The organism is Streptomyces sp. CA-243310 (genome assembly GCF_050936775.1).
GTDB lineage: Bacteria > Actinomycetota > Actinomycetes > Streptomycetales > Streptomycetaceae > Streptomyces.
The window spans coordinates 862,192-877,097 of record NZ_JBNJMF010000003.1 but is presented as its reverse complement, the minus strand read 5'-3'; the positions used below and the strand labels follow the sequence as shown (position 1 = coordinate 877,097).

Sequence of the window (14,906 nt, the reverse complement as noted above, 5' to 3'; positions counted from 1 at the left end):
TGAGGTGGAAGCGGAAAGACCACCTCCAAGTGGGGAGAACTCCTCCATGCCCTGAGTCGCGTCCGGGGTGAAGCGGCTGCCGTCGAGGCGGATGATGGCCTGGGCGCCGCCCCAGTAGTCATCGGTGGGCTCTATCCGGCCTCCGATAACGTGACCGAGGACTTCCACTTCGAATGCTTCGCGGTCTGGCACAGGGGTTCCTTCCTGCGGGTCAGGGTCAGGGTCAGGCGGTTGCGGCGAGGTACGCGGCGGCCCGGCGGTCGATGTCGGCAATCTGGGGGATGCCGCGCTGCCGGAGCGGGGACAGGGCGGTGCGCATGTCGGTGGCGGCCTGACGGGTGCGGCCAGAGCGGACTCCGTCCATGGCGTTGAGGGCGGCGGCCCACGTTGCGCAGGCTTCTTCGATGCGGTGCTGGCGGGCCTGGATGCCGCCGAGATAGCCGAGGGTCACAGCGTGGGTCCGTTTTGAAGGACGTCGCCTTGCGGGTGCGGACGCTGCGCTGGAGCTGCTGCTCGGCACCGGGGAGGTCGCCTATGTCGCGCAGGGCGAGGGCGGTCTCGTGGGCGAGGGCTTCCTGGAAGAAGGACACGCGGCTCGGTTCTTCGTCCCCTTCGCGGGCAGAGCGGCGAGGTCGTTTTCGGCGTGGAGGAGGGCGTGGGTGGCGGCCTTCGGCTGCCCGGTCGCGGCGAGGGTGCGGGCGTGGACGACCCCGAGGAGGGCGCGTTCGCGGGGGCTGGCCTGTACTGCTTGCCGTCGACCGAGGCGGCGGCGAGGGCCAGGGCGGGCCGGGAATGCCCGAGGTCGTTTGCCTGGTGGGCCATGGCGCGGATGACGTGCGCGGCCATCGCGGCGTCGTCGGCCTCGGCGGCGAGCTTCACCGCCACAGTGAACTGCTTTTGTGCGGCCGGGTGGTCTCCGTTGTCGAAGGCCATCCACCCGGAGAGGTAGGCGAGTTCGCTGGCGGTGGAGTACATACCCCGCCGTACCTGGTCGTCGGTGAAGGTGCCGTTGAGGTAGGTGGAGACTTCGCCAACGAGGTACTGCACGACGGCGGTGCGGGCGTGGCCGCCACCGTGGCGCTGGTCCATCGTGGAAAACAGGGCTGCCATGTCGCGGACGGCGTCGAGGTCGCCGCGGCCTACGACGGCGCGGCCGGCGCGCCGTCGGTTGCCCTGTTCGGCCATGCGGTCCCACCAGGAGCTGCCTGGCAGGGCCAGGCCAGCGAGCGAGTAAGCCGCAGTCCCCAGGGCCCGTCTGCGGTCCATGTCCACGGTGTCGATCCTCCCGAGATCGGCCAGGGCGCTCAGAGTATCCGTGCGCCAGTCCAGCAGATCACGGGTGGGCTCGATGAGGCCGATCTCCCCCAGGGTGACGGTGCGTCCCAGGCGTCGCGACAGTGCTTCGGCGAGGTACCTCCCGGCGCTGCCGCACGGCTTGACACCGTAGCGAACCCAGTGCGTGACGGTTTGACTTGTTCGTCTGGAGTTCGTCGCCGTTCTCGGCACGGCACATCGCAGCTCCGGTGGTTCAGGGCGACTTGGGAAGGTCACCCCGTTCAACCGGAGCTTCGTTGCGTGAGTGACGGCCCCCGTCAAGCGCCCCTGGCCTGCGGACTCACGTGATCACCAGGACTTTGAAACGCCCCTGCGTCCCGCGATCAGGTCGTTCACCTCCACCCCGAATGAGGCTGCGGGCGCGGACGCACTGAAAGGGCATCTGAAGTAACCGATCGGCGGAGCCACGACGCGTCGTGTTCTGGGTAGGCATGGGCGTCGCTGGAGAGAGAGGACGGAGATGGAACCATCTGATGTGTACGCCCACCTGGCTCGGTGGGATCTCGAGCGACAGAAGAAGAGGCGGGTGGCGGGGCGCGCGTTCGTTTTGCCGAGTGTGGCCGGGACCCATTCCTATTCGGCAGTGACATCGTTCACGGTCGAAGGTGACCCGTTGACCCTGGCGGTCACTGTCATTGACACGAGAATTGAGCACGAAGGGGTGGCCTTTGAGATCCGGGGGGATTGCTTGGTGCGGGTTGGTGACCTTGAACCGTTGTTCAACAGCTCGGGAATGGTCGAGCTCGATGCCCCCATTGAGACCCTTGTCGGCCAGAAGCTTCGATTCCTCAGCGCGTTCGGAGTCGTCGCTACGAGCGTTCATTGGTTTACTGCGACGGATACGCCTGTGGGCACCTTCGTGGGTGGCCCTGGTGCTTTCAGCACCCACCTGGCGCTTGGCACGGCCGTGGTCCGTCGCCAGGAGGCCGTCGAGGAGTAGCGCTGTGGCAGGCTTCCTGGTACCCGCCACTCGGCGTCGCTGGGGCCCTCAGTGCCGGGATCCGTTGGAAAGCTCTCGTGGACCCAGTTTCCCGGCGAAGCTGACGTTCACGCGTGCCGAGGCGCCCGGCATTGACGACTGCGTCTTGCGTGGTGGCCCTCGGGCACTGCGGCACTATTCCAGGGTTCAAACGCGGCGCGGTAATTGATTTGAGTTGCCGGTCTCTATATATTTGTGACGGCGCAGCCTCCGTACTCCTAGGGAGAATCCTTGCCTGACAAGAACCCCAGCCGCCCTAATGCTAATAGTTACGCTCGGATCATCACACTGGCGGCAGCGCGCATTCAGATGGCGGATACTCTCGGGCGCATGCAAGGGCGCAGGGCCGGGCTCGTGAGCACCGAGCTGGACAGGATCATCGGTGATCTGCAGCCGATGGGTGAAAACCTGCGTCTGGGAGGTTCAGCAGGCCTTTTCGCCTACCCCGCCGCAGGCCCAGGAGAGGCGAGCGCGGATTCCGCCGCTGACCTCGCCGCATTCGGTGACTTCCTTACTGAAGCGGCGAACGACGTCGCTGACTTCGTCGGAGACATCTTCGGAGTGGGAAAGACCGTCCCAGCTGAATCCGATGCGCCCGACCTGGTGGCACTGGCGCATCTGGTCGACGAGGTGGGTCGCGGTGCGAGCGCCGAGACTCTCGCCGAGATCAAGCAGAAGATTATTTCCGCTCACTCGGCGAATCCCTCTCCGGATGAGAAGTAGACCTCCTTCAGTAAGAGCCCCACCGGGGCGGGGCTGCGGCGGGGAAGGCGTTGGACGTGGCGGAGATCTGGGAATGCACCGTGTGCGCCGTCTTGGCGATCTGGTTGGCGGCTTCCGCCGCCGCTCAGCACAAGAAGGCACGGAACGTGCTGCTGTCGTGGTGGGATAAATCTTGGGCCAGCCCGCTCCTTCCTGTCTTCACGTTCTTCGCTCCTCGCCCGGCTTCTCGTGACTACTACCTCCTTGTCCGAACGTGGAGTGACGGTGATCTAGGGCCGTGGCGTGAGATTCAGGTGGACTCGCCATGGCGATGGTTCCACTGCGTCTGGAACCCTGCCAAGCGCCAAGGCAAAGCCTTCTCCGACATTATCAACAACCTGTTGACGGCGCCGCCGAAGTCGGATGTTCAGTGCGTTCTGCACAACTCATACCTGCAACTGTTGTCGTTGGTATCTTCGATCGACAGCCAAGTCGATTCCACGCATCTGCAGTTCATGGTGGTCGGTGTGGGCGGATATAATTCCGATGTCCCTTCCACTGTCACACTTTTGTCGAATCTGCACGTACGGTCAACGAAGAAGGTGACGTGCGGTGACGGCCGAGCTCGCCCTTGATCTGACGCAGCGTCTCATCGGTTTTACCGCCTGCATCACAGCCGTGGAGGCTGCTGCTGCCCGATCTCTGCTGCCGCAACAGGGCCTGCTTTCCTGGAATATCTCGAGGCTCCGCCGAGTCGATACTGCGACCGGAGTATCGGGGCGCGTCCTTGGACTCTTCTTCGGCGGACACAGGGTCTGGATCACGTTCCTGTCCAGGGCCTTGCTCGGCTGCGCTTTGATGCTTACAGTCAGGCCTTCGACCTCGGCGCTCGTTTGCGGAGCACTGGTCGGGCTGATCCTTCTCTCCCACCATGCGACCCCGCAGGGGAACGATGGCTCAGACCAGATCACACTCATCGCCGCGGCCGCCCTGCTCCTGGCACGCCTGTCTCCCTCAGGTTCGCTGGCGCAGCATGCTTGCCTGTTCTTCATCGCCGGCCAGCTGACGTTGGCGTACTTCGCTGCTGGCGTGGCCAAACTCTTCGGCCCGTCATGGCGCTCTGGGATCGCTGTCGCCGAGATCATTTCCACCCGAACCTACGGTGCACAATGGATCGCGCGGATCGCACGGAGGCGACCGGCACCGTTCATCCTTGCCACTTATGGCACCCTGCTGTTCGAGGTGACCTTTCCGCTGATCTTCGTTCTGCCCTCGGGATCTACGATGGCCTTTCTGGGTGTAGCGATGTCGTTTCATGTGTGCGTGGCCTTCTTGATGGGGCTCAATAGTTTCGTCTTCGCATTCGCGGCCACCTACCCGTCCGTCATCTGGGCTCAAGAGATTCTGCATTCTTGAGCCTGGTGTCGGAGCCGCCAGTACGCCAGAGGGCCCTGTCGCTGGTCAGCGAATCTGAGCAGTCGTCAGGCCCTGACCTGGGGCTGTGCAGTCTGGATGAACGGGTTGGTGCTGCTCTCGGTGCACTGAGCTTCTACGATGTGGCCACCGATCGGGTGACGGTCCGTGAAGCGAAACGAACGAGGCCCCCGGGCTGTTGATCGAGATGTCTGACGTCTCAATTACGGATTGAGCGTCTTACGGACTCCCCAACCGGAACGGGCCACTTCCCCCGTTTCGGTTGGGGAGTTCTCGTGTGACAGGCGGCTGATTTCGCCCTCATGGCGCTAGGGCCTGTCCGATGGGTCGTATGAGCTGATCAGGGACGTGGCCTACTGTTCGCTGGAACGAAGGGGGGCGCATGGCGCGCGATACAGCCGAAGCAGAGGCGGGGATGAAGGGGATCACGTTTCCTGCCTGGCACGGAAAGCACTACGTGACCCTGGCTGAGCTACTGGTTCGCCTCGGCAGCTTCGGCCTGGACCTGACGTGGCGCGTCGAGTTCGACGAGATCGTCGATCCTCGCTGTGTCGAGATGGAGCGACGGTCCGCCGCCGCCGGCATGGACACATTGACACTGTTGTCGCTGACGACCCCCTTCCTCCAACTGATCGATGCCAAAGCACGTGGGTTCGCCGGGGACGAGCTGGTGCTCGTCCTGACCGAATTCGACAGCTCCGTGTGGGACGTCAAGGCTGTCGACGAGCGCGTACTCAGCGAACTTCGCCACCACTACCCGGGTGCCAAGGCCCTCTGAGTCGGGGCACTTCACTCTGGACGGAGCCATAGGCGGATCGCCGCCACAGTGACCGTTCCGTGGAAGACGTACGCCCGTTTGTCGAAGCGCGTGGCGACGGCGCGGAAGTTCTTGAGCCGGTTGATGGTCCGCTCGACTTCGTTGCGGCGGCGGCGGTAGATCGCCTTGTCGAACCCCGTAGGTCGGCCTCCTTGGCTGCCGCGGCGCTGGCGGTTGGCCCGCTGGTCTCTCGGCTCGGGGATCGTGTGCTTGATCTGGCGTCTGCGCAGGTGACGCCGGTTGCGGCGTGACGAGTACGCCTTATCGCCACCGACATGGTCGGGCCGGGTGCGCGGTCGTCCACCAGTCCGCCGGGGCACGCGGATCTCTTTCCAGGACGGGAATCATCTGCGGTGCGTCACCCCACTGACCGGGCGTGATGACAAACCCAAGCGGGCGGCACCCGCCTTCCCCGGCAAGGTGGATCTTGCTTGTGAGCCCGCCTCGCGAGCGTCTCAGGGCCTCATCGGGACGGTGACGTGCCGGGCTCCTGCGCCGACCCGGGATCTTCGGGGCACGGGTGGAGGCGCCGGCCGCGTGCTGATGAGCGCGGCAGGTCGTGGAATCGACGCTGACCATGCTCCAGTCGATCCGGCCCTCGGCATCGGCGTCGGCCTGGACGGCCCGCAGGATCCTCTCCCACGTGCCGTCCGCCGACCACCTGCGATGACGGTCGTGAACCGTCTTCCAACTACCGAAGCAGGGAGGCAGGTCCCGCCAGGGAAGGCCAGTCCGCTGCCGGAACAGAATCCCGTTGATCACACGACGGTGGCACTTCCAGCGTCCACCCCGCCCATGATTCGTCGGTGAGTGCGGCTCCAGCCGAGCCCACTCCTCATCCGAAAGATCTCCTCGCCCCATGTCCCACGGAACGGGTTCCCGGCAGGAGCGTCACACGACCCATCGGACAGCCCCTAAGAAGTCATCTCATTTGGCGAGTCTGCGGTAGCAGATGAGGGTGCAGGCGATGCTGGTGAAGGCGAGGAAGTGTTCGGCCTTGCGTTCGTAGCGGCGGTGGAGGCGGCGGCAGCCGGCGAGCCAGGACATGGTCCTTTCGACGACCCATCTGTGGCGACCGAGCCGCTGTGAGGACTCGAAGCCTCGGCGGGCGATGCGGTGCTTGATGCCGCGTTCGCGTAACCATTTCCGCAGGTGGGCGTAGTCGTAGCCCTTGTCCGCGGTGGAGCTCGGCGGGCTTGCGCCGTCGGCGGCCGCGGCGGGATCGGATGGGCGGTAGGCCGCGGACGAGGGGTTCGAGGGCCTGACTGTCGTGCAGATTCGCGCCCGAGATTCCGACGGAAAGGGGCAGACCGGTCCGCTCAGTGAGCAAATGGATCTTCGACCCGAACTTGCCCCTGTCGACAGGATTCGGACCTGTCAGGCCCCCCTTTTCAAGGCCCTCATGTTCACCGAGTCGATCGCGCAGCGGGACCAGTCCAGCTCGCCGCGGACGCCGAGTTCGTCGAGGACCAGGCGGTGAAGCTTCGCCCACACCCGGGCCTTGCTCCACTCCGAGAAGCGGCGGTGGGCTGTCGCCCCGGACGGTCCGAAGGAGGCCGCTGGCAGCTGCTGCCAGGTACAACCCGACGTGGCCACGAACACGATCGCGGCAAGCACCTCCCGGTCACCGTGTCTGCGCCGCCCTCCACCTTGAGGCCGCGACGGCGCCTCCGGAACCACCCGCTGAAACAACTCCCACAACTCATCCGGCACCAGCCGCTCAACGATCCCCACCATGACCGACAGCCTACCCGCGAGGGCCAAATGAGATGACTACTAAGCCCTCTGACGCCGACCGGCGATCGACGCCGCGTAGCGACCCGGTACGGGTGCTGCGGGCAGCGGAACAGCCCCGGTCGATCCCGAGGGACCCCGAGGCCACGGGTGAAGACTTCAGCGCATCGCCAGCAGGTCAATTCGATAGTAAGTGATTCCTTTCGGAAGGAAAGGTCACGCCTCACAGTCTGGTATGAGAAAGGCGCGGCCCCCGGCTGGAGTGGCCGCGCCAGACTCGCCCCGGCACCGCATGAAGGTGACCATCCCTCGGCCCCGAACGCCTTCACGGCGTGCGGGAGTGTGCAGCAGGTTCCCCGGAGGGTTCCTGCATAGGTAATAGACCTGTTGGTGACCGGGTTTCATCACGCATTAGCGATATCCGCTACGCACCGTCAGGAAGCGGTACCCACGAACTCAGGCGAACCCCCGCGCACTCACACGCACGGAAGGCGGCGGGTGCGGGGAAAGATCCAAAGAATCTTTCAACTTCCCCTCCCCGAAGGAGGGTGTCCGGCAGAATGCCACCCATGGACCAGGGTGTGGCCGCGCTGATCGCGGCAGGCTTCGGGGTGTTGGGAACAGTGGTTGGCGGAGCTGCGGCTGTGTGGGGCGCAAGGACCGGAGCCGAGAGGTCGGCCCAAGCCGTCAAGCAACAGGTGAAAGATCAGGCTGCTGCCGAACATGCACACTGGCTTCGTCAACAACGGTTGGAAGCGTATGAAAGGTTCGATGACACGTACTCTCAACTCTCTCGACTTGTCCATCGAATAGAGGGAGACATTTCCTCGACGCCAGATCTGATCCGAGACTTGGCGCGCTGCAGTTCCCGCATTGATATCCTCGGACCGCTGGAAGTTTCGTTCCGTGCGGTTCAAAATAGCCACAGCCCTCGGTGTTCGAATAGCACAGCTTCACATGCTCCGCCGAATGGAATCGGGTGGGGGTGGAGAGCCGAGCGAAGAATATTCGCAGTTAGTTTCTCAACTTCGCGACGAGAGCGATGCGGTCAACAGGTGGGGTGAATATCACCGCGGATTTGTTCAGGCGGCTCAGAAAGTCATGGGATCACACCTTGCGTAGTGGTTCGATCTTTTACCGATAGTCGTTCGAATTGCGGCCGGCAGGGTCAGATTTTGCTCGTCCAGCCGTTCACGGGTGGGCGCTCGCCCGCACCGCGCGCGTAGGCGATCACGTCCCCGACCCGTTCCCCGCTCTCGTGCAGTTCCTGCTCGTCCAGCTCGACCGAAAGCATTCCGAGGGCGGGAACGGTGTCGTCCGTGATCTCTCCGGTCGCGTACAGCCGGCTGATGGGGCCGCCGTCCCGGTGGGGCCGCAGGATCTCGCGCACGTCGGTGTCCGTCAGGTCGTCCATGGGGTCAGGGTAGGGACGACCTGACGGCGAGCGGCGCGTTTCGGGCATCTGCTCCCGCGCACGGGCGGGCGGCGGAAAGCCCCGGCGGTCCGTGAGGGACTGCATGGGCCGTTTCGGGCCGCTGTACCGCATCTTCGAGGGGTGAGCCTGTCCATGCACGGCCCTGCCCTGCGCACTCCCTGTCGGCGCGGGTACGGCGACCCTACCGGGCGCCGGTGCGCCTTTCCTTGGCCGCCGGGCCACCGCCGTGCCACTCGATCAGCCCCACCCCGTCGATGTCGACGTCATCGGGGTCGAGGCCGGCACGCCGCAGGAATTCGAGGAGATCGCGGGGGTCTGTGCACCCGGGGTATGACTGTGTACCCGCGGCGTCCGGACGGGTGTGGCGAAGATCCACTTCCGGCCAATCTCCCGGTCCGCGCGTATCCCGGTGGTGACCGCTCCCTCCTCTGACGCGTGAACGTGCCTCCCGAGGGGTGCTGGTCAGGGTGCGGTGGGCGAAGAATCGATCCGAACCGGGGAGAGTGTTCGACCGGGCAGTACACGCCCCCTCCGGGGCGTTGTCCGTCGTGGGCCGGGCTCCGAACCGTGGTGGCCTGGAGCCGGCTCCGGAGGACCTCGGGGACTGTCCGGATCCCACTCGGCCGGCCCGCGCCCATGCCTACGCTCACGGTGACCGTCTCCGGCCGGATACGACACAACGGGAGCAGGATTCATGACGTTGAGCAGTGGCAGTTACCAGGCCGTGTCCCGCAAGGACTGGGACGTCTACCTCAAGGCAATCGGTGTGGGCTTCGACCAGGCGGAAGAGGAACTCGGTGATTTCCGCCTCGATGTGACCTTCCAGGACCCGGCCGTCACTCTCGCCAAGGTCTACCCCAGCCGCACCTACACCCAGGAGTTCGAGCTCGGCCGGCAGTTCCGGTTCCAGATGCCCGACGGCGCGCAGGGCATCGGTATGGCCCGCCAGGACGGTGCCCGGCTGATCCAGCAGATGAGGGGCGTCCGCGAGATCACGGCCATCTGGAAGTTCGACGGCGACGACCTCACCGAAACCGTCAGCACGGACGGCATCACCGCCACCACCACCTACCAGCGCATCACCACCTGACCCCGACCGGTGCCCATGATGGGGCTGCGGTGGGGGCGGGGGTTGGGAATGATCTTCTTGGGGGCGAGTGTCGTCCTGTGTGGGATGTGCTGGAGGGAGCCGGGAATGAGTAAGGCACGGTTGACGGCGAAGAAGAGGAAGAAGGACCCGACGGCCCCCAAGACGCCGGCGTCCGCGTACATCTTGTTCGGGCAGAAGGAGCGGCTGCGGATGTTGGAAGGGAATCCGCACCCTGACATCATCCACGAGGCGAGGACTGTGTCCGATGCGTGGCTGAAGATGACGGATGAGGAGAAGGCTCCGTACGAGGCCAAGGCCCAGGAGGACAAGGCCAGGTACGACAGGGAGTTGGCTGTCTGGAAGGCGAATCAGCCCGCGCGATAGCCACGGCCTTCCCGGCCGGCGGGGGAGGGGCCTGCTCGACGGGCTGAACCCCTGGATGTTGTGAGGCGTGTTCAGGGCGGGAGAGCGCAGCGGACCCGGAGCGGCCCGGGCCGAAACTGAAGGTCTGGGCCCGGTGTGCGGGCCGTTCGGGCGAAGCCCCACCCGTGTGAACGGGTGTGCTGGTAGCTGTGGGCGTGCGTCGGCACAGTCGGTGGCGTTGGGCCTGCTCTCACAACGGGGTCGCCGGATACTCGCCACCGTGGTCCAGGTCCCCGAGATCGACGGCACCTTCATCGAGGTGGAGACCCTGGTCGAGGAGACGCACCTGGGCGACGCCCTCGCGGACGTCCGCCAGGTCCTCACCGACCTCGGCATCGATCAGGCGGACCTGACCCGGGGGCTGTACACCGACGCGGTACGCGCCCACCGGGAGAGCCAGTGACGATCCGCGGGTGCACGGCGGCGACCCCGCCCCGGACCGGGCACGTCTACGTCGAACTCGTCGGCGGACCCCTGGACGGACAGTTGCTCGACGTCACGAGCCGGAGCACGCAAGAGCGCGCGGACGGGGCGCTGCTCATCACCGACATGAGTGGGTTCGGGCCGGGCGGCCGGGCCGGCTACCAGCGCTCCTCGTTCAGGCACTGGAACACGGGCGTGGGCGGGGTGGCTTTGTTCACGAGAACGAGGTTCTGGCCCCTGGACCCTCGCCCTTGGCGCACTGTGAGTGCGCGGGGCGTTTGCGCATCGTAGCCACGACCGTATCCACCAGTAGCCAGTCGGGTGGCAACGCGTCTCCGCTTGCAGTCGTCACCCGCCGCTGCGGCGGGTGACGCGCCGGGGACTGATCCAGACCTGGGGTGGGGAGTGGCGATGAGTTTTCCACGGTTCGATGAGCGCGGCCCGCTGGCGACGGTCGAGCTGGAGGCGCTGGGTCGTTGAACGCGGCGGTGCTGACCGTGCGGTACGAATGGCAGTCAGAAGGTGTCTGGCATCTCGCCGGAAGTGGGCTTTCTCGGCGTCGGCGGCGGATTTGAGGCTCACCCGGGCCGGAGGTCGGTGGTGCCCTCCTCGTGCTTGCTGTCGGGGAGGGCACCGTTGTGTGGTGTGTGGGTCAGGAGGTGGTGCGGTAGGTGATGATCGCGGCGCCGGAGTGGCCGTCGCCGCCCCTCGCGCCGTCCTGGCCCACGCTGCCGTCCGCGCCGTCCGCGCCCGCGGTTTCGCCGCCCAGGCCGCCGGTGCCGCCGTCGCCGCCCTTGCCGCCGGTGCCCCCGTCACCGTAGCCGCGGGGGTCGATGCTGCCGCCCTTGCCGCCCGCGCCTCCGGCGCCGCCGTTCAGGTCGCCGTCGCTGTTGCCGCGGCCGCCGTTCGCGCCAACCATTCCTTCCTGGCCCGGCGCCGCAAACTGGAAGGCTTCCTTGCCGTCGATGTCCACCCGCTGATTACTGCTGCAGTAGTTGCTAGGGACGCTCATGGAGGCACCGGCGCCACCGGTTCCGTTGGCGGTACCGCCGTAGCCCTGGATGCCGGGGACGGCGCTGGCGGCGCCCCAGCCGCCACCGCCGCCGCCGGGAGCTCCCACCGGGCCCTTCTTGATCATGGCGCCGGATCCGAAGCTGGTCGCGAGCGCCCGGTCGAACTGTTCGATGGTGGTGTCGTCGCCCATGTTGTTCCCGCGCGATGCCTCGCTCTGGGCGGCGGCGGGCGCGTTGGTGCCCCCGCTCGCCTTGATGGCGCCGTACGCGCCTCGCTTGCCGACCGCCGCCGATCCCGCGGTGCCCTGGGCGCCGCGCCCGCCGGCGCCGACCTTCACCTTGAGCGGATAGCCGGGATAGACCGGCACCGTGCACACCGAGTGCCAGCCGGTGGAGCCGCCACCGCCGCCGTTGCCGCCGGCCCCGCCACCGCCCATGCCGCCCGCACCCACGAGCCCCTTCGGGCCGGACGCGCCGCCACCGCCCCCGCCGCCCGCGCCGCCGGTGCCGCCCGACGCCGCACCACCACCGCCCCACATCTCCAGGGTGACGCTGGTGACCCCCTCAGGAACCGTCCATTCCTGCTTCCCGGCAGTGTCGAAGGTGACCGTCGTGGTCGTCTCCGCCTTCGCATCCGCGTGCGCGGCCGGAGACGTCATCGCCAGGGTGAGGGCTGCCGGAATAGCCAACGCACCCAGGACACGGCAGTGCTTGAGCATGTAACTCCCTACATTGCGTGGTTGATCCATTACTCACTGTAGGGATCGGTTCATGCGACCAGTGAGGGCTTTTGAGACAAGCGGCAGGCTATCCGGAAACAGGGCGCTATATCCGGCCCAACCAGAAGAGATACGAGCCGCAGGCCCGGGACCGACTCGGTCGCTGCCCCGCGCTGAGGGCCCGTCACGACGCCCGATGCGGAAGATTTCAGACGAGCTCGCCCGACCGGTACACGCTCAGTGCCCTTTAAAGCGTGTCCAATTCCGTGACGTCCTCGGTCGCCCCGACGTTCCCCGTCGATCAGGTTCACCCCGGGGTGGGGGTCTGCAGTAACGGCCTCGGTACTGGTGTGATCGCCTAATCAACTGTCGCCGGTTCCCCGAGGAACCCAGCCAGCTGGTGACCGCCTGTGGTCGCCAGCTGCGAATCGGCTCAAGTTCCCACCGGCCTCGTTGCGGAGCTGGGTGGCGGCCATGTAGTGGTAGCCGAGAGCGTCCGCGGCGATGGGCGCGGGATTCGGCACGGGGCGGGAGAACAGCTGCGAACGGCGGGTGTTAGCTTCCTTCCCGTGGTGGAGCACCAGGACGAGACCAGGGCGGCCTACGACGGGGTCGTCGAGCTGTATGCGTCGATGTTCGCTGATCGGCTGGAGACGCAGCCGTTCTCGCGGAACATGATCGGCACCTTTGCCGAGCTGGTGCGCGGGACGGGGAACCTGCGGGCAGCCGATGTCGGCTGCGGGCCCGGACATCTGACGGCCATGCTGCATGACCTGGGGCTGGACGCCTTCGGGCTCGACCTCTCCCCAGCCATGGTCGACCACGCCCGACGGGCCCATCCGGCGCTGCAGTTCGACGAGGCGCGGATGGAGGCCCTGCCAGTCGAGGACGGCGCGCTCGGCGGCGTGCTGGCCCACTACTCGATGATCCACACCCCTCCTGGGGAACTACCCGCGCTGCTCGCCGAGCAGGCGCGTGTCTTGGCACCAGGGGGCCTGCTCCTGGCCTCGTTCTTCGCGACCGACGGGCCCGAGCCGGTCCGCTTCGACCACAAGGTGACGCCTGCCTATAGCTGGCCGGCGGACCGGTTCGCCGAGTTGCTGGCCCGGGCCGGGCTCGTCACGTTCGCCCGGCTGCTCCACGACCCGGCCTCTGAGCGGGGCTTCCTCGACGCCCACTTGCTGGCCCGCCTCCGCTAGAGCATGGCCTTCTACTGGTGAGCTCGCGCATTCAACGGTCGTCAGTTCGCTGTGGTGTCCAGCCGGATGGTGACCGTAGGTGGTCACCGGCGGCGCACCGGCTCCAGGTGGCACCGGTCTGCGAGGCGAGCTTGGCGGTGGTGACCTGGTGGTAGCCGAGGGCGTCGGCAACGACAGGTGCGGGCATCTCCAAGACGTGCTGGCGGATGGCCGCTGCACGGCCGGCGGTTGTCGGGATGCCGAGATCGTTGATCGAGGCGGCGAGCGAGTAGGGGTTCATCGGCTGTGCGGCCCGGCGGCCGGGGAAGAGCCAGCGGGAGCCGCGGTTCGTGGCTGTGTTCATGTTGTCGCGGCTGCTGACCCATTCCAGCAGCAGGTCCGCGAAGGGCCCGGGGACCGGGGAGGGTGGGTCGCCGAGTTGGAGGAGCACGTGGTCGCCGTGGATGACGTCGTCGATGGTGAGTCGCACGACTCGGGTGAGCGGCTGGGCGTAGAGCAGGACGATGCCCGCGGCCACTCGGGTTCGTAGCGGCAGGTCGTGGCCGGTGAGGAGGCGACCGAGCAGTTCCAGGCGCTGGTCCTGGGAGATCGGCGCGGCTTGGCTGATCTTGGCCGCGGGGGGCGCGAAGCGCCGGGTGAGCTTGGTGGTCGCGCACCACAGCAGGAAGGGCCGGATGGTGTTCCGGTTGTGGCTGGTGTGCTCGACGTGCCAGAGGTCGATGTCGCTCTGGCGGCAGGTGCCCAGGTCCAGGCCATGCTCGGTGAGCCACTGGAGGAAGGATGTGGCGTGCTTGACCTGGTCGCCTGCGTACTTGCGGCTGGAGGTGGTGAGCGGGCCGGAGTCCGCGTTCCTGCGGAGCTTGGGCAGGACCTCCCAGGTGGTGAAGCGGCGCACGATCTGGGCATGCTCGGGGTCGCTGATCGCGGCGAGGTGGCCCACGAGCCACCGCTCGAAGAGGCAGATCTGCTTGTCGATTGCAGGCAGGACCCCGCAGGACATAAGCAGTTCGCGCAGGTGGGAGGCGGCCCGCCAGGGCTCCAGGGCGTGGAACGCCTCGTGTGTCAGCTCGATCTGCCCTCGGCCGAGCTGCCGCATCAGGTCCTCGGGTGAGCCTGGTTGCCCTTTGCGGGTGTAGAGCCAGGTCAATATCGACAGCGGGCTCTCCGCGCCGAGAAGAACGGGATGGTCGAGGAGACCAAGGTCGGCAGCCTCTCCAAGGACCAGATGACGGAGTTCATCGACGCCAACATCTGAGCGGCTCCACCCGAGGGTGGCGTTGGCGGCCGGGAAGCGGGTAGGCCCGGCCGCACCGACGGCATGCGGGCGGAGCGGACACGGCGCAGGTGACCGGCAGCACGCGCGCCGGCGAGGTGCTGCTCCTCACCTCCGGGGCGGGTCAGTCCTCTATCGGGACGGCAAGCTGTCCGGGGACCATGTCGTCGCCGTCGTCGGCGAGGACCAGGTCGACGCCCTCGTGCTGTGCCCGCTACTGCCGTCTCGTGACAGAACGTCATTCCCCGGGGTGTGGTCGGTGGCCGTCGCGCATTCGCCCTTCGCGGTGTCCTTCCCAGGGCCGGATCTCAAGCCGGGCAGGCATTTCGC

The 14,906-nt window shown here is 66.6% G+C and carries 16 protein-coding genes and 1 pseudogene; 10 read left to right on the top strand and 7 right to left on the bottom strand.

The annotated features are described in order from the left end of the window. Positions 1-223: 223 nt before the first annotated feature. The gene (locus ACQEVM_RS37165; protein WP_433086880.1) at positions 224-451 is read right to left on the bottom strand and encodes a hypothetical protein; all 228 of its coding nucleotides are present in this window, start codon (positions 449-451) and stop codon (positions 224-226) included. Continuing rightward, complete coding sequence (locus tag ACQEVM_RS37160) at positions 448-1,506, bottom strand: hypothetical protein (RefSeq protein WP_433086878.1); 1,059 nt, start codon at positions 1,504-1,506, stop codon at positions 448-450. Before ACQEVM_RS37160 ends, ACQEVM_RS37165 begins: the two co-directional genes overlap by 4 nt. A gap of 412 nt (positions 1,507-1,918) precedes the next feature. Between ACQEVM_RS37160 and ACQEVM_RS37155 the strand changes: the two genes are divergently transcribed. The 5 genes from ACQEVM_RS37155 (at position 1,919) to ACQEVM_RS37135 (ending at position 5,228) form a co-directional block, all read left to right on the top strand. Beyond that, the gene (locus ACQEVM_RS37155; protein ID WP_433086876.1) at positions 1,919-2,275 is read left to right on the top strand and encodes a hypothetical protein; all 357 of its coding nucleotides are present in this window, start codon (positions 1,919-1,921) and stop codon (positions 2,273-2,275) included. A gap of 393 nt (positions 2,276-2,668) precedes the next feature. After that, entirely contained in the window at positions 2,669-3,037 is a 369-nt protein-coding gene (locus ACQEVM_RS37150) for a hypothetical protein (protein ID WP_433086874.1), read from the top strand. A 56-nt stretch (positions 3,038-3,093) separates the two neighbouring features. Beyond that, positions 3,094-3,651, top strand: coding sequence for a hypothetical protein (locus tag ACQEVM_RS37145; RefSeq protein ID WP_433086872.1), 558 nt, complete (start codon positions 3,094-3,096; stop codon positions 3,649-3,651). Continuing rightward, positions 3,629-4,432 carry a hypothetical protein gene (locus tag ACQEVM_RS37140; RefSeq protein ID WP_433086870.1) on the top strand — a complete coding sequence of 268 codons (804 nt, stop codon included), beginning with the start codon at positions 3,629-3,631 and terminating at the stop codon, positions 4,430-4,432. The genes ACQEVM_RS37145 and ACQEVM_RS37140 overlap by 23 nt, the downstream gene beginning before the upstream one ends. A 400-nt stretch (positions 4,433-4,832) precedes the next feature. Continuing rightward, the gene (locus tag ACQEVM_RS37135; RefSeq protein ID WP_433086868.1) at positions 4,833-5,228 is read left to right on the top strand and encodes a hypothetical protein; all 396 of its coding nucleotides are present in this window, start codon (positions 4,833-4,835) and stop codon (positions 5,226-5,228) included. Positions 5,229-5,239: 11 nt separating this feature from the next. Here the strand turns inward: ACQEVM_RS37135 and ACQEVM_RS37130 are convergent. The 3 genes and pseudogenes from ACQEVM_RS37130 to ACQEVM_RS37120 all read right to left on the bottom strand — a co-directional run bounded on the left by ACQEVM_RS37130 (position 5,240) and on the right by ACQEVM_RS37120 (position 8,415). Next, a protein-coding gene (locus tag ACQEVM_RS37130; protein WP_433086866.1) for an IS5 family transposase occupies positions 5,240-6,128 on the bottom strand; the annotation gives its coding sequence in 2 pieces (ribosomal slippage) (positions 5,240-5,596 and positions 5,598-6,128; 888 coding nt in all). Positions 6,129-6,194: 66 nt separating this feature from the next. Continuing rightward, a pseudogene (locus tag ACQEVM_RS37125) lies at positions 6,195-7,004 on the bottom strand (IS5 family transposase). 1,165 nt (positions 7,005-8,169) lie between these two features. Next, the gene (locus tag ACQEVM_RS37120; protein WP_433086864.1) at positions 8,170-8,415 is read right to left on the bottom strand and encodes a hypothetical protein; all 246 of its coding nucleotides are present in this window, start codon (positions 8,413-8,415) and stop codon (positions 8,170-8,172) included. A gap of 715 nt (positions 8,416-9,130) precedes the next feature. Between ACQEVM_RS37120 and ACQEVM_RS37115 the strand changes: the two genes are divergently transcribed. From ACQEVM_RS37115 to ACQEVM_RS37105, 3 genes are all read left to right on the top strand, one after another. Next, positions 9,131-9,526: a lipocalin/fatty-acid binding family protein gene (locus ACQEVM_RS37115; RefSeq protein WP_433086862.1), complete on the top strand. Its 396-nt coding sequence runs from the start codon at positions 9,131-9,133 to the stop codon at positions 9,524-9,526. Positions 9,527-9,631: 105 nt separating this feature from the next. Continuing rightward, a complete protein-coding gene (locus ACQEVM_RS37110; RefSeq protein WP_433086860.1) occupies positions 9,632-9,910 on the top strand; it encodes a hypothetical protein in 279 nt (92 codons plus the stop codon). Positions 9,911-10,169: 259 nt separating this feature from the next. Next, positions 10,170-10,352, top strand: a complete 183-nt coding sequence (locus ACQEVM_RS37105) for a hypothetical protein (RefSeq protein WP_433086858.1) — start codon at positions 10,170-10,172, stop codon at positions 10,350-10,352. A gap of 672 nt (positions 10,353-11,024) precedes the next feature. Here ACQEVM_RS37105 and ACQEVM_RS37100 read toward each other — a convergent pair. Then, positions 11,025-12,104, bottom strand: a complete 1,080-nt coding sequence (locus ACQEVM_RS37100; protein WP_433086856.1) for a hypothetical protein — start codon at positions 12,102-12,104, stop codon at positions 11,025-11,027. A gap of 569 nt (positions 12,105-12,673) precedes the next feature. On the opposite strand from ACQEVM_RS37100, the gene ACQEVM_RS37095 reads away from it, so the two are divergent. After that, on the top strand, positions 12,674-13,303 hold the full coding sequence (locus tag ACQEVM_RS37095) for a class I SAM-dependent methyltransferase (protein ID WP_433086854.1): 630 nt from the start codon (positions 12,674-12,676) through the stop codon (positions 13,301-13,303). A gap of 31 nt (positions 13,304-13,334) precedes the next feature. Here ACQEVM_RS37095 and ACQEVM_RS37090 read toward each other — a convergent pair whose 3' ends face one another. Continuing rightward, entirely contained in the window at positions 13,335-14,399 is a 1,065-nt protein-coding gene (locus ACQEVM_RS37090) for a hypothetical protein (RefSeq protein WP_433086852.1), read from the bottom strand. 21 nt (positions 14,400-14,420) lie between these two features. On the opposite strand from ACQEVM_RS37090, the gene ACQEVM_RS37085 reads away from it, so the two are divergent. Continuing rightward, complete coding sequence (locus ACQEVM_RS37085; protein ID WP_433086850.1) at positions 14,421-14,558, top strand: hypothetical protein; 138 nt, start codon at positions 14,421-14,423, stop codon at positions 14,556-14,558. Positions 14,559-14,906: the final 348 nt, after the last annotated feature.

Coding starts and splice junctions, on each gene's coding strand:
- ACQEVM_RS37090 (WP_433086852.1), bottom strand. CDS start 14,399: ATGCGGCAGCTCGGCCGAGGGCAGATCGAGCTGACACACGAGGCGTTC.
- ACQEVM_RS37100 (WP_433086856.1), bottom strand. CDS start 12,104: ATGCTCAAGCACTGCCGTGTCCTGGGTGCGTTGGCTATTCCGGCAGCC.
- ACQEVM_RS37120 (WP_433086864.1), bottom strand. CDS start 8,415: ATGGACGACCTGACGGACACCGACGTGCGCGAGATCCTGCGGCCCCAC.
- ACQEVM_RS37135 (WP_433086868.1), top strand. CDS start 4,833: ATGGCGCGCGATACAGCCGAAGCAGAGGCGGGGATGAAGGGGATCACG.
- ACQEVM_RS37110 (WP_433086860.1), top strand. CDS start 9,632: ATGAGTAAGGCACGGTTGACGGCGAAGAAGAGGAAGAAGGACCCGACG.
- ACQEVM_RS37115 (WP_433086862.1), top strand. CDS start 9,131: ATGACGTTGAGCAGTGGCAGTTACCAGGCCGTGTCCCGCAAGGACTGG.